Origin of the sequence: Arthrobacter sp. AL05, assembly GCF_029960715.1 — a bacterium.
GTDB lineage: Bacteria > Actinomycetota > Actinomycetes > Actinomycetales > Micrococcaceae > Arthrobacter.
The window spans coordinates 155,811-168,577 of the sequence record NZ_JASBRC010000009.1 but is presented as its reverse complement, the minus strand read 5'-3'; the positions used below and the strand labels follow the sequence as shown (position 1 = coordinate 168,577).

At 64.2% G+C, this 12,767-nt stretch carries 14 protein-coding genes, 1 tRNA gene and 1 pseudogene; 9 read left to right on the top strand and 7 right to left on the bottom strand.

The annotated features are described in order from the left end of the window. A pseudogene (locus QK287_RS12795) lies at positions 1-484 on the bottom strand (pyruvate dehydrogenase (acetyl-transferring), homodimeric type); the annotation flags it as partial. Positions 485-881: 397 nt separating this feature from the next. Here QK287_RS12795 and QK287_RS12790 point away from each other — a divergent pair. The 4 genes from QK287_RS12790 (at position 882) to QK287_RS12775 (ending at position 2,911) form a co-directional block, all read left to right on the top strand. Next, on the top strand, positions 882-1,301 hold the full coding sequence (locus QK287_RS12790; protein WP_226774962.1) for a DUF3052 domain-containing protein: 420 nt from the start codon (positions 882-884) through the stop codon (positions 1,299-1,301). Further along, the gene (locus QK287_RS12785; RefSeq protein ID WP_282360302.1) at positions 1,298-1,816 is read left to right on the top strand and encodes a peroxiredoxin; all 519 of its coding nucleotides are present in this window, start codon (positions 1,298-1,300) and stop codon (positions 1,814-1,816) included. The genes QK287_RS12790 and QK287_RS12785 overlap by 4 nt, the downstream gene beginning before the upstream one ends. 4 nt (positions 1,817-1,820) lie before the next feature. Next, entirely contained in the window at positions 1,821-2,747 is a 927-nt protein-coding gene (locus QK287_RS12780) for an NAD-dependent protein deacetylase (protein ID WP_282360301.1), read from the top strand. 91 nt (positions 2,748-2,838) lie between these two features. Further along, positions 2,839-2,911 (top strand) — tRNA-Val (locus tag QK287_RS12775). Positions 2,912-3,026: 115 nt separating this feature from the next. Here QK287_RS12775 and QK287_RS12770 read toward each other — a convergent pair. After that, positions 3,027-3,845 carry a bacteriorhodopsin-like gene (locus QK287_RS12770; protein WP_226774959.1) on the bottom strand — a complete coding sequence of 273 codons (819 nt, stop codon included), beginning with the start codon at positions 3,843-3,845 and terminating at the stop codon, positions 3,027-3,029. Positions 3,846-4,013: 168 nt separating this feature from the next. Between QK287_RS12770 and QK287_RS12765 the strand changes: the two genes are divergently transcribed. The 3 genes from QK287_RS12765 to QK287_RS12755 all read left to right on the top strand — a co-directional run bounded on the left by QK287_RS12765 (position 4,014) and on the right by QK287_RS12755 (position 6,492). Beyond that, on the top strand, positions 4,014-4,472 hold the full coding sequence (locus tag QK287_RS12765; RefSeq protein WP_226774958.1) for a MarR family transcriptional regulator: 459 nt from the start codon (positions 4,014-4,016) through the stop codon (positions 4,470-4,472). 157 nt (positions 4,473-4,629) lie between these two features. Next, positions 4,630-6,120: an HNH endonuclease signature motif containing protein gene (locus QK287_RS12760; RefSeq protein WP_282360300.1), complete on the top strand. Its 1,491-nt coding sequence runs from the start codon at positions 4,630-4,632 to the stop codon at positions 6,118-6,120. Positions 6,121-6,201: 81 nt separating this feature from the next. Next, entirely contained in the window at positions 6,202-6,492 is a 291-nt protein-coding gene (locus tag QK287_RS12755) for a hypothetical protein (protein ID WP_226774957.1), read from the top strand. Between the two features lie 298 nt (positions 6,493-6,790). Here the strand turns inward: QK287_RS12755 and QK287_RS12750 are convergent, their stop codons facing one another. The 3 genes from QK287_RS12750 to QK287_RS12740 form a co-directional block, all read right to left on the bottom strand. Then, entirely contained in the window at positions 6,791-7,252 is a 462-nt protein-coding gene (locus tag QK287_RS12750; protein ID WP_282360299.1) for an NAD(P)-dependent oxidoreductase, read from the bottom strand. Between the two features lie 2 nt (positions 7,253-7,254). Further along, positions 7,255-7,548: a hypothetical protein gene (locus QK287_RS12745; RefSeq protein ID WP_282360298.1), complete on the bottom strand. Its 294-nt coding sequence runs from the start codon at positions 7,546-7,548 to the stop codon at positions 7,255-7,257. A 225-nt stretch (positions 7,549-7,773) separates the two neighbouring features. Continuing rightward, complete coding sequence (locus QK287_RS12740; protein ID WP_226774955.1) at positions 7,774-8,502, bottom strand: FCD domain-containing protein; 729 nt, start codon at positions 8,500-8,502, stop codon at positions 7,774-7,776. 239 nt (positions 8,503-8,741) lie between these two features. On the opposite strand from QK287_RS12740, the gene gndA reads away from it, so the two are divergent. Together gndA and QK287_RS12730 are read left to right on the top strand one after the other, a co-directional pair. Next, complete coding sequence (gene gndA / locus QK287_RS12735) at positions 8,742-10,178, top strand: NADP-dependent phosphogluconate dehydrogenase (protein WP_226774954.1); 1,437 nt, start codon at positions 8,742-8,744, stop codon at positions 10,176-10,178. Between the two features lie 120 nt (positions 10,179-10,298). Further along, positions 10,299-11,132, top strand: a complete 834-nt coding sequence (locus QK287_RS12730; protein WP_282360297.1) for an oxidoreductase — start codon at positions 10,299-10,301, stop codon at positions 11,130-11,132. Between the two features lie 40 nt (positions 11,133-11,172). On the opposite strand, the gene epsC is transcribed toward QK287_RS12730, so the two are convergent. Then, positions 11,173-11,757, bottom strand: coding sequence for a serine O-acetyltransferase EpsC (gene epsC, locus QK287_RS12725; RefSeq protein ID WP_226774952.1), 585 nt, complete (start codon positions 11,755-11,757; stop codon positions 11,173-11,175). A 38-nt stretch (positions 11,758-11,795) separates the two neighbouring features. Further along, on the bottom strand, positions 11,796-12,731 hold the full coding sequence (gene cysK / locus QK287_RS12720; RefSeq protein WP_226774951.1) for a cysteine synthase A: 936 nt from the start codon (positions 12,729-12,731) through the stop codon (positions 11,796-11,798). Positions 12,732-12,767 lie beyond the last annotated feature (36 nt).

Genomic DNA, 12,767 nt, shown 5'->3' with positions numbered 1-12,767 from the left:
CCTGGAAAAAGACCTGGTCACCGCCGCCGGGATGATCCTTACCGCGGAAGAAATGGTTGAACCCGACCTCGTAGAGGGTCGCGGCTCCGGCGTAGGTGGAGATGTGTCCGCCGACGCCGATATCGGCGCGCTGCGCCCGGTGCACCATAATCGCCGCATTCCACCGCAGCCACGCCCGGTACTTCCGCTCGATTTCCTCGTCGCCGGGGAACTCTGCTTCCTGGTCCACCGGGATGGTGTTGACGTAGTCGGTGGTGGTGACCATCGGAACACCCACGCTTTGCGCGCCGGCCCGCTGAAGCAGGCTGCGCATTATGTACTGGGCACGCTCGGTGCCCTGTTCCTGAATCAAGTCATCCAGGGACTCCAGCCATTCGGCGGTCTCTTCCGGATCACGATCAGGCAGCTGGTTAGTCAACCCGCTAAGGATATGGGAGGTCTCTTCTCCTGCAGCCACGTCCAACCTCTCTTTGAGCGCATTCATCGGCGCCCTCAGCTGCGGCAGGGTAACTGCCTGGCGTGAACGCGACGTGTGCGACGTATCGGTTACATCTGCCCGGTCATGTGCGCCGGACACGGTCCAATCACAACTCTCCCCGCCTTGGTCAGCGGGGCGTCCGCCCTCACAGGCGTAGTCGTCATCAGCCACTCTAGCTCCGACAGCTGGGGGATGCGTAGCCGCCGGGTGGGCGCCGGTTCGTATTTGACCGGCATACTGGTTGTGTGACGATGTGCCGCACCGCGGCGCTAGGATCGCCCTGTGTGACGCAGAATATGGCGGATCGCGGGGCCAACAGCTTGAAGCGCAGGCGCAAAGGGTGTTGGCTTGGAGTAATGGAAATCACTAGAGCTATTGAAAACACCAAACATAGGAGCAACACGTGAGCGAGGCCGACGCCGCCACTTCGGTAAATGTGGCGGAAAAACTGGGATTCAAAACCGGGGACCTGATTCAGGAATTCGGCTATGACGATGATGTCGACTTCGATCTGCGCGACGACATCGAAGATCTCACCGGCTCGGAACTCTTTGATGAGGATGATCACGAAGTCGTTGACTCAGTCATTCTCTGGTGGCGATCCGGTGACGGCGACCTCGTTGACACCCTCGTCGGCTCGAGGACCACGCTGACCGAGGGCGGCGTTGTCTGGGTGTTGACGCCGAAGTCCGGGCGCGTTGGCTACGTTTCGCCGGCCGACATCCAGGATGCTGCGCCCACCGCCGGGCTGCACTACACCACCTCCGCGGGCGTCTCCAAGGACTGGAGCGCCACCCGTCTGGTCACACGGAAGAACAAGTGACCCAAACCGGCGTCGCGGCCAGCGCCGGGGACCTTGCGTATGAGTCCCGCAGCGTTCCCGCTGTCGGCGAGGAAGCCCCGGACTTCGAACTGCTGAACCAATTCGGCGAACCTGTGCGGCTCTCGGAGTTTCGCGGCCGCAACGTTGTTCTGGTGTTCTTCCCCTTCGCCTTCTCCGGCATCTGCACTGGGGAACTGTGCGAAATCAGGGACAACCTGGCGCTGTTCGCGGATGCCGATGCGGCCGTGTTGGGGATCTCCGTGGACAGCAAGTTCGCGCTCCGGGCCTACGCCGAAAGCGAAGGTTACGGCTTCGACCTGCTGGCGGATTTCTGGCCGCATGGTGCCGTCGCCGCGCAGTTCGGCGTCTTTGATGCCGGCAGCGGCATGGCGAAACGCGGAACCTTCATCCTCGACGCGAGCGGAATCGTGCGCTACGTGGTGGTGAATCCCCGCGGCCGGGCCCGGGACTTCGCTGACTACCGCGCCGCCCTGGCGGGACTCGTCGGGATCTGAGACGGTGCGGACGCGGCGGCCCGGAATCGGCATGACTGGATTTGCCAGTCTTCCCCCGGTCCCGGTCCCGGCCGCCGAGCCGGCATCGGACGAACTCGGGGTCCTGCAGGAGATCCGCGGCGTCCTTGCGGGGGAGCGCTTCGCCCTGCTGACGGGCGCCGGGCTGAGCACGGATTCGGGCATCCCGGATTACCGCGGGCCGGGAGCCGCTCCACGGGCGCCCATGACGTACCAGGAATTTATCGGCGAAGCGGACAACAGGCGCCGCTATTGGGCGCGCAACCACATCGGCTGGTCCCACCTGCGCCGCGCCGACCCCAATGAAGGCCACGCCGCCGTCGCCCGCCTGGAACGCCGGGGGCTGCTGACCGGGCTCATCACCCAGAACGTGGACCGGCTCCACGAGGCCGCCGGGAGCATCAACGTGGTTGACCTGCACGGACGATTTGACCAGGTCGCCTGTCTTTCGTGCCACAGGCGTTACAGCAGGACACTCTTGGCGGGAGTGCTGACCGAACTGAATCCCGGCTTCCTGGACCGGGCGCTGGCCGCCGGGGCGGTGGAAATGGCTCCCGACGCCGATGCCACAGTCGAGGATGCCGCCCTGATCCGGACTTTTGTGGTGGCCAACTGCCCGGCCTGCGGCGGCCTGCTTAAGCCGGATTTCGTCTACTTCGGCGAGAACGTTCCCAAGGACAGGGTGGAACGTTCTTATTCCATCGTGGACGAGGCTGCGGCGCTCCTGGTGGCCGGTTCTTCGCTGACTGTGATGAGCGGGTTGCGGTTTGCCCGGCATGCCGCCAAGCACGGCAAGCCCGTTGTGATCATCAACCGGGGCCAGACCCGAGGGGATGAACTCGCCGCCATCAAGCTCGATGCCGGAGTCAGTGAAGCACTTAGCTGGCTCGCGTCCGAACTGCCGCCGATCTGAACCGTTCGGGGTCCGATTGGCGCTCCGCCGGGTTCATCCGGTACAGTAACTGTTCGTTGGTTCAAGCGCCCAAGCGCCGAATCAGCGGTTTGGGTCTTTAGCTCAGCTGGTAGAGCGCCACGTTTACACCGTGGATGTCATCGGTTCGATCCCGGTAGGACCCACAAGTAAAACCCCGTCAGTAGCGAGCCGTCCGGCCGCCTGGCGGGGTTTTTGCCGTGTTCCTCCGGGTTGGCCGCGGCGTTCTCGGGAGCGGCTGGCCGGAGCGACCGAGGAAGGCTACCTGCGGACTGCCACGGCATCGTCCTTCGACATTTCGATCCTGGCAAACTCCGGGTCGTCTTCGTAGGACTTCACCCGAGCGACATAGAAGATAATGAGCCCGTAGACTGACTTAGCCGCAATGTCAGCGACCGAGTAGCCAACCTGTTTGAACACCCAGGCATCCGAGCCCGCAATGTTCAGCACTGGGAGCAGATACGCGATCGGGTAGACAAGCCAGCTCGCAAGGAGGAGGAAGCGCAGCCGGCTGAGGGTGCCCCGCACCGCGACGGGCTGATTGCCCAAGGACTTGGTGAGTTGCACGAACAGGACGTACAGGATGTAGACGAACGGGATGGTCGAGAGCAGACCGAAGAGTCCGCGAATTCCGTTGTCGCCGCTGATTTCGCCCGGGTAGCCGAGAATGATCATGAGCGCGGCAGCCGGGATGAGTTGCCGGATGAGCCGTTTTTGAGCTGATCGCGCGAGCGCGAGCACGGCAATGAGTTCAAACAGCAGCAGCGGCACCGTCAGCAGCCAATCGACGTAACGATATCCCTCGTTGAACGACTGGCCAACGGCCTGCGTATAGTCTCCCTCGCCGCCCACTGCCTCAGTCACGAACGACGCCCGGAAGGAGTCAAAGATCCTAAAATAGTGGTAAGCAGCGATGCCGCAGACGATGATGGCCACCGTTATCGCTTGCCGGTAACGCGGCAGGATCCGCGGCAACGCGATCAGCAGAAATAGTGCCGTGAATAGCTGCGACGCGATGACCAGAGACAGGAAGTTGTAGACGGTATCGTATTGGCCCTTTGTTAGAGAGTCAGTAATCACGGATCCTCCATCGTTGTGTGGTGTCCGAGCGCGGTTTTCGAAAACCCGGCCGTACTATGAATTATAGTTGTCTTAGTCAGTAAGTTACTAGGTCACTTATCTAGATTTTTTTCCACCAAGAAACCAGGCAGGACAACCGAGGCATACAGTCCTCGATCAGGAGGGGCGATGGGACGGGAGACACCGCGCACGACGTACGCCCTCGCGGGCTTTCCCTATGCAGCCGTCAGATTCGTCCGAGCACTGGAGCGTAACCGCGAGAAAATCGCCACCGACCACGGCCTGTCGCCCAGTGAACTGCGGGCTCTGTTCTGGATTGCTGAGCAGGCCAGCGTGACACCGAAGCAGCTTGCGGAACACATGGAACTGACCACCGGCGCCATTACGGCGATCTCAACCCGGCTGGTAAATCTGGGGTGGCTTGAACGGCTTGCCCATCCCAACGACCGCCGCAGCTTGTGCCTGGAGCTGACCGATAGCGGACACTCGGTGGTGGCGGACATTCACGCCCAGTTCAATACGATGATCGCTTCATCCACCACGGGCCTCTCCGATAAGGAATTGGCAGCGTTCGAAACGGCCCTCCTGACCGTCGCAGACGAGGTGTCGCGGCGCACAGGGATGTAAAGCCCTCTCCAGCTGTGGGCGTCGCCACCACCCGTGAGAGATTGCAAACATCCCTTAGCCCACGATCGTTCCGGCGCAGGGGTCAGCCATCTGGACTGAGTGATCGGCGTTCGGCGCCGGCCCCTTTTTGTCACACCCCGGTGGCAGCATCGAGTTTATGGAGACCACCGAGGATTTCCTTCCCTTCCGGGAAACTGTCGAGACCGCCGGCCAGCAGACCGCGCCGGACCTGGACCATGTTCTGAGGCTCCTCCGCTCGATGAGTTCGACGGCGGCGGGAGACGCCGCGTTGCTGGGTTTCGCCGGGGCTGCTGACTTTGCACGCCGCGTTGAGGATATCTCCCGGGTGATGGATTACTTTCAGGTCCTCGCGGCAGGCGCCGTGGACCGCGCCCGAAAGGAAGCAGCTGCAGGGGGTTCGGCGGTGACCTCGTGGGCCACTGGATGGTCTGCAGAAGAAGCCGCCCGCGGCCCGGCGGCGCAACCGGCGGACGATGGCTACCGCAATTCCACCGAGTTTCTGCGGGCCAGCTTGAGAGTCAGCGCCGCGGAAGTCCGACGCCGATTGTGCCTGAGCGCGAGCATCCTGCCGCAGACCGGCATCACCGGTCAGCCGGTGCCACCCCGTCACGGGGAACTGAGCGCGGCCGTGGCGGCCGGCTCCGTGGCCTCGCATTCGGCAAGTCTCATCACCAGCGCATTGGATCGGGTCCGTCACCGTTGCACCGCTGAAGCCACGCAGCGAATGGAACACGCCCTGACCCTGACGGCGATCGAGCATGACCCCGACTTTCTAGTCCGGGTAGCCCGCCGATGGACCGACGCCCTGGATCAGGACGGCGCGGAGCCTGCCGAGGAAGTGTTGCGGCAGGTTCAGGGAGCCTTCGTGCGCCGACCGCGTTTTGGGTTGCAGCATGTCGAGATCTTCGCCACCGCAGAGCAGTTCGAGCAGTTGCTGACGGTCATGAACACCGCCACGAATCCACGCACCCAGTCCGGCCCGCTCGGCGGAACCGGCCAGGAGGCGGCAGTGAACGGCCTGGACCGCCGATCCCGGCCGCAAAAGCATCTCGACGGCCTCGTGGGCGCCTGTTCAGTGGCCCTGGCGTCCGGAACGCTGCCTTCCGCAGGTGGACTCCGGCCGCAGGTGATGGTCACCATCGCCTACCGGGACCTGCTCGACGACCTGGAAGGCCGCACCGCCAGTACCGGGGGAAGCTTCCTGCTCACCGGGCCGGTCACCGCATCGACCGTTCGGAAGATCGCCTGCGACGCCGACATCATCCCGGTGGTGCTGGGGGGAGAAGGCAGGATATTGGACGTCGGCAGGGCCTCGCGGGTCTTTCCGCCCCACGTCCGCAAAGCCATCACCGCACGGGACCTGGGGTGCGCCTTTCCGGGTTGCACCATTCCGGCGTCATGGTGCGAAGCCCACCACATCACCTATTGGTCGCGGGGCGGGACATCAGGCACAGAAAATGGCACCCTTCTCTGTTCACATCACCACCACCTGGTGCACAAGGAGAAATGGACCATCCAGGTCAGCGGCGGCATCCCATGGTTCATTCCGCCGCCCCACGTGGATCCCCGCCGTGAACCACGGCGTAACCACTACTTCAGGTATTCCGCTTACTCGGTGGTCGGTTGATCCCGGCCCGTCAGACTGCTTGCATCCCGGCCAGGAGATGCGCACGGAAAATTGTCGCAGCCCCGCCCTATCGTGACATGCATGGAACACGTGATGGTGAAATCGGGTCCGAACGGCCGGCCCAAAACAGTGCTGCGAGGCGGCCGCGAATGGATTGTTGGCGCCGAGCCGGTCCGCTGGTTCGAGCGGGTGAGTTGGTGGGAGGCGGAGCGGCGGATGCCCAAAGGACTGAGCCGGGTCGATGTCGAGGTGTGGCAGGTCCAGGTGCGCCTTGGCCGGAACGCAGGCTCCGCGCTTACCACCATGGAAATAATCCGGGATGGCCTGGGCGGCGGCTGGCGGCTCCGGGAGGCCACTGCGGACGTGGCCTAGACACGGCGTCGGGGCCGCCGGCTGACTGCGCTGCAGCGGGGCCAAACCTGTAAAGGCGGGCATAGGAGCCGGGCAATGGAAAAGCCTTCCACCGCGACTATTGGGGGATGCCGCGGTGGAAGGCTTGTAATGAATATACCGTGAAAAGTGGGAAATATAAAACACCTGGATGGCCATGCCGCCCAGCGAAAATGCCTATTCGATGGTCTAATTCATGGCAGCACGTGGGACGAGACGTTGCCGAGCAGGCCGCTGGGACGGGCCCTCCCGGCGTCGGCCCGCTTAGTACCCGCAGCGCCTAGTAAAAGTGGACGGGATCCACCAGGTGGGGGAGGTCGCCGCCGTCGAGGAAGATCCGCAGATTGGCGCAGAAGCGGTCCGTAGTGAGCTGGTTTTCTGCAGCGCTGAGGGCAGAGCTGTGCGGGGAGACCAGCACGTTGGGGTGGTCCCACAGCGGGCTGTCCACCGGGAGCGGTTCCACCGCAAACACTTCCAGGCACGCATAGGACACCTGACCGGAGTCGAGTGCCTCCAGCAGGGCGTCCTCGTCCACCACGCTGCCGCGGCCCACGTTGATGAACACGGTGCCCGGCTTCTTGGCGCTGAAAATCTTCCGGTCGAACAGCTTCTCGGTGCTGGCAGTACCCGGCAGCGTGTTGACGATGGCGTCGGCGGCCGGCAGCAGCCCGGCAAGGCCCTCGTTGTCAGTTACCTCCGCGATTCTGTCGAGCGCCTCCACGGTACGTTTGGTGCCGCTCACGCTCATGCCAGCGCACGCGCGATCCGGGCCGTCTCCAGCCCGATCTCACCGAGACCGGTGATGACAAGATATGAGCCACTGACCAGCCGGGTGGGGGTGCGGACCTCCGGCCAGAATTTATCCGCCTGGTCCCGGGCGAGGTCCTCGGTGCCTTTGAAGCCGTTGAGGATACCCGGCGCGGAGAACTCCGCCAAGGGCAACGCGTGCACGCCCGCCGAGGTGGTGATTCTCAGTTTCCTGAGGGACTCCTTGTCCAGCCCCGAAGCCTTGACCGCGCAGCCGGCACCGGCCGCCAAGGCCTGGATCCACTGCAGATGAGGGTTGCTGGCAGCAATCCGGGCTCATACAGCACGGCCACGGACGCGTCGACGGCGCGGATCCGTTCCACAGGTTCTGCTTCCAGGGGAACGGCGATGGCAACAACGGTCTCAACTTCGGTCATGGGACCATCCTGTTGACTTAGAACCCCGGCCGGGGTGGGGTCCCCGCCGGCGTGGAACCCCACGTCCTGCAATTTGTGGCTAAGGCCGCTTCAGGGGTACGAACATCCGGGGCTGATTCTTCCACCCTGGTTCCATCTCCGAAATGGTCTCTCGCATAATCCGGTCAGAAGCCTCACGGGCCGCCGCCGGGTTCCCGGCGGCAATGGCTTCGGCAACGTCCACATGCCACTGCAGCGCCGAGTTGCTTGGGTGGTCCGGCATCAAGCCGTGCACCGTGCGTCCGGTCAAGGTCTCCGCCACCTGGCCCACCATGTTCGCAAACATCTCGTTTCCGGAGCCCGTTAGCAGCAGGGAATGGAAGTGGATATCGAGCTCAAGGAACCGTGGCACGTCCCCGGCGCGGCCGGCGTCGCGCATGGCGTGGGAAACTTCCACGATCTCCCGCCGGATCGACTCCGGGGCGTTGGTGGCGGCCAGCTCGGCGGCAACGGGTTCGACGGCGGTGCGCAGCTCTGCGAGGGAGCGCAGCTGCGCTCCACGGCCCTCGCCGGCAAGGCGCCAGCGGATCACCTGCGGATCGAACGGATTCCAGCGGCTGAATGGGAGGACCCGGATCCCCACCCTTTTGGTTGTTTCCACCAGGCCGAGGGACTGCAGCACACGCACTGCTTCGCGGACCACCGAACGGGACACGCTGAGTTCACCTTCGAGGTGTTCGGCCAGCATAATGTGACCGGCCGGGAGCTGTCCCGCGACAATCCGGCTGCCGAGGTGCTCAATCGCGCGGTGGTGGAGGCTGGTTGACATAGTCGTAAGCATAGTGCGGCGGAAGCTGAACGAACCGTCGTTACGGCGTGGACCGGCGGAGCGGCCGCGGGAATCATAGACTGTTTGTGACGCGCCATATTCAGCCACGTGGGCTCTGCTTTCCAGCAGCCCCCTGAAATACATATGGTTTATTGACAACCACTGATCCTCAGAAGAAAGTTTCCGCCCTCCGCGCGGGACGAAGTGCACTCGTTGCACAGAAATGAATGGGAGTTTTGATGTCAGCACACATCGGTGTCACAGGCCTTGCGGTGATGGGGGCCAACCTGGCCCGTAACCTGGCCCGGAACGGCTTCACGGTGGCCCTGCACAACCGGTCGGTCGAGAAGACAGACGCCCTGCTCGAGAAGCACGGCCAGGACGGCGACTTCATCCGCACCGAGACCCTGCAGGAGCTCGTCGACTCGCTGGAGAAGCCACGCCGCGTGCTGATCATGGTCAAGGCCGGCAAGCCGGTCGACTCCGTGATCGAACAGCTCGAACCGCTGCTGGAAGCCGGCGACATCATCATCGATGCCGGCAACTCCCACTACGAGGACACCCGCCGCCGCGAAGCAGCGCTCGCCAAGAAGGACCTGCACTTCGTTGGCATCGGTGTCTCCGGCGGCGAAGAGGGGGCCCTCAACGGCCCCTCGATCATGCCTGGTGGTTCCAAGGAGTCCTACGACGCCCTCGGCCCGCTGCTGGAAAAGATCGCCGCTCACGTCGACGGCAAGCCGTGCTGCGCCTGGATCGGCACCGACGGCGCCGGCCACTTCGTCAAGATGGTCCACAACGGCATCGAATACGCCGACATGCAGGTGATCGGCGAGGCCTTTGACCTGCTGCGCTCCGGCGCCGGCATCGAACCGGCCGAGCAGGCCAAGATCTTCGCAGAGTGGAACAAGGGCGACCTCGCCTCCTTCCTGATCGAGATCTCCGCCGAGGTCCTTGGCCATGTGGACGCTAAGACCGGCAAGCCGTTTGTGGATGTTGTGGTGGACGCCGCGGGCCAGAAGGGCACCGGCCGCTGGACCGTCATCTCCGCCCTTGAACTGGGCTCCCCGGTCTCGGGCATCGCCGAATCGGTCTTCGCCCGGGCACTGTCCTCACAGACGGAACAGCGGAAGCTGGCCCAGGAGCTGCTGGCCGGCGGCGAAGCCGGCGTCGAGGTCCCGGAGAGCTTTGTCGAGGATGTCCGCCAGGCGCTGTACGCCTCCAAGCTGGTCTCCTACGCGCAGGGGCTGGACATGCTCACCTCCGCTGCCACGGAATATGGCTGGGACCTGAAACTGGACGAGATCGCCTCCCTCTGGCGCGGCGGCTGCATCATCCGTGCCGAACTGCTCAAGGAGATCACAAAGGCCTACGCCGCGAACGAGAAGCCGGCCAACCTGCTGTTCGCCCCGGCCTTCACCACGGCGATCGCCGACGTCCTCCCGGCCTGGCGCCGGGTCGTCGCCACCGCCGTCCAGCTCGGCATCCCCGTGCCGGTGTTCTCCTCCTCGCTGGCCTACTACGACGGCCTGCGGCGCAAGCGCCTGCCGGCCGCCCTGATCCAGGGCCAGCGCGACCTCTTCGGTGCGCACACCTACGGCCGCGTCGACACCGAGGGTACCTTCCACACCCTCTGGGGCGAGGACAAGGCTGAAATTGAGGCAGTGGATACCCACTAGCTTCCGCCTCTGACCGACGGCCGGTGCTTCCCGCTACTCTGGGAGCACCGGCCGTTCGGTTTTCCCCGGATACCCGGCCGCCAGCCGTGGTCCCCAGTACCCGTCCCAGGAGTGCAGCAGATGAGCCAGCCCGTAGCATTCGTCACCGGAGCCTCCGCCGGAATCGGCTATGAGACGGCATGGAAACTCGCTGCCCGCGGTTTTACCGTGTATGCCGGGGCCCGCCGGGTGGAGAAGATGGCGCCCCTCAAAGCCCACGGTGTGAGCGTTGTTGCGCTTGACGTCACCAACGAGGACTCCATGACGGCGGCCATCGAACAGGTGATCGCGGTGCACGGCCGGGTTGATGTCCTGGTGAACAACGCCGGCTACGGCTCCTTTGGTTCACTCGAGGAAGTGGAGCTGGCAGAGGGGCGGCGGCAATTTGACGTCAACCTCTTCGGGCTGGCCCGGATGACCCAGCTGGTGCTCCCTGGAATGCGGGCCGCCGGGCGGGGGCGGATCATCAACGTGTCCTCGATCGGCGGAAAAATGTATGAGCCGCTGGGAGCCTGGTACCACGCCACGAAGTTCGCCGTCGAGGGCCTGAGCGATTCACTGCGGGTTGAACTCAAACCCCACGGCATCAACGTCTCCATCATCGAGCCGGCGGGAACGCAGTCGGAATGGGGCGCCATTTCCGGTGACAGCCTGCTGGCCACCTCCGGCCGCGGACCCTACATGGACCAGGCGAAAGTCGTCGCGGCTGCGCTGGCATCGACCGAGGGCTCCGCCATGTCCACCGCCGCGACCGTCATTGCCGACGCAATCGTCCACGCCGCGACGTCACCAAGGCCCAGGACCCGCTACCCGGTAGGCAAGGGTGCCCGGGCCATCCTGATGCTGCGACGGTTGTTGCCGGACCGGGCCTTCGACGTTGTCATCTGGAACATCTACAAACGGTTTCCCGCGTAACGCAGGCCAGCTGGCCGGCCCGGGAATCGGTGAGTACCGCCTAGATCCGGTATTCGATCAGGTATTCCGCCGGGTCGACGCCCGGTTTGGTCTCCCGCTGCGCGTCCCGGTGCCGCCAGGTGGCAGGCACTCCCGTGAGGATCGACTCTGCCGGGGCGTCCTTGACCACCACGGCGTTGGCACCCACGGCGCTGTCCCGGCCGATGGTGATGGGGCCAAGTATTTTGGCGCCGGCGCCGACCACGACCCGGTCCTCGATGGTGGGATGGCGTTTGACCTTGGCCAGCGACCGGCCGCCGAGGGTCACCCCGTGGTACAGCATCACGTCCTCACCGATTTCGGCGGTCTCGCCAATGACCACACCCATACCGTGGTCGATGAAAAAGCGACGGCCGATGGTTGCGCCGGGGTGGATCTCGATGCCGGTGCAGAACCTCGCCAGCTGGGAGATCAGCCGCGCCGGGAAGCGCAGCGCCGGGTCCTGCCACATCCGGTGCGTCAGGCGGTGCGCCCAGATCGCGTGCAGGCCGGAGTAGGCAAAGAAGTTCTCAAAGGAACCTCGAGCCGCCGGGTCGTGGGACCTGGCGGCGTCGAGGTCTTCCTTCAGCCTTGCGAAAAAGCTCACAAAGACCTTTCTACAAAAATCGTGGACAGTGGCCGGACTCAGCCGCGGATGTCGTCGTACAGCACCGTGGAAATGTAACGCTCACCGAAGTCGCAGACGATAGCAACAATCAGCTTACCGGCGTTCTCCGGCCGTTTGGCGAGCTCCAGGGCCGCCCAAACGATCGCGCCGGAGGAGATTCCGCCGAGGATGCCTTCCCTGACGCCGAGGTCCCGGGCCACGCGGACCGAGTCCTCAAGGGTGGCGTCCATAACCTCGTCGTAGACGTTTGTATCCAGGATTTCGGGCACAAAGTTGGCGCCGAGGCCCTGGATCTTATGCGGTCCCGGTGCGGCACCATTGAGGATGGCTGAGTCCTTCGGCTCGACGGCGATGATCTGCACGTCGGGCTTGCGCTCCTTGAGTACCTGTCCGACGCCGGTGACGGTTCCGCCGGTGCCAACGCCGGCGACGAAAATGTCCACCTTGCCGTCAGTGTCGGACCAGATCTCCTCGGCTGTCGTCTGGCGGTGGACTTCGGGGTTGGCCTCGTTCGCGAACTGCTGCGCCCAGATGGAATTCTCCGTGTTGGCGACGATCTCCTGGGCCTTTTCGACGGCGCCACGCATGCCCTCGGAGCCGGGCGTCAGCACAATCTCGGCACCGTAGGCGCGGAGCATCACGCGGCGCTCGGTGGACATGGTTTCCGGCATGGTCAGGATGACCTTGTAGCCGCGGGCAGCGCCGACCATGGCGAGGGCGATGCCGGTGTTGCCTGAGGTGCCTTCGACGATGGTGCCGCCGGGCTTGAGGGCGCCGGACTTTTCCGCAGCATCGACAATCGCAACGCCGATCCGGTCCTTGACGCTGTTGGCCGGATTGTAGAACTCCAGCTTGACCGCCACTGTGGCGTCAAGGCCTTCGGTCAGCCGGTTCAGCCGGACCAGCGGAGTGCCGCCGACCAGCTGGGTAACATCGTCATAGATCCGTGCCATGGGTGTCTGCACCTGTCTGTTGAGGGGGAATGCTGA

Bases quoted from the DNA above. Each gene is read 5' to 3' on its own strand.
- QK287_RS12765 (WP_226774958.1), top strand. From the start codon at position 4,014: ATGGGACGGGAGACACCGCGCACGACGTACGCCCTCGCGGGCTTTCCC.
- QK287_RS12760 (WP_282360300.1), top strand. From the start codon at position 4,630: ATGGAGACCACCGAGGATTTCCTTCCCTTCCGGGAAACTGTCGAGACC.
- QK287_RS12755 (WP_226774957.1), top strand. From the start codon at position 6,202: ATGGAACACGTGATGGTGAAATCGGGTCCGAACGGCCGGCCCAAAACA.
- QK287_RS12740 (WP_226774955.1), bottom strand. From the start codon at position 8,502: ATGTCAACCAGCCTCCACCACCGCGCGATTGAGCACCTCGGCAGCCGG.
- gndA (WP_226774954.1), top strand. From the start codon at position 8,742: ATGTCAGCACACATCGGTGTCACAGGCCTTGCGGTGATGGGGGCCAAC.
- QK287_RS12730 (WP_282360297.1), top strand. From the start codon at position 10,299: ATGAGCCAGCCCGTAGCATTCGTCACCGGAGCCTCCGCCGGAATCGGC.
- cysK (WP_226774951.1), bottom strand. From the start codon at position 12,731: ATGGCACGGATCTATGACGATGTTACCCAGCTGGTCGGCGGCACTCCG.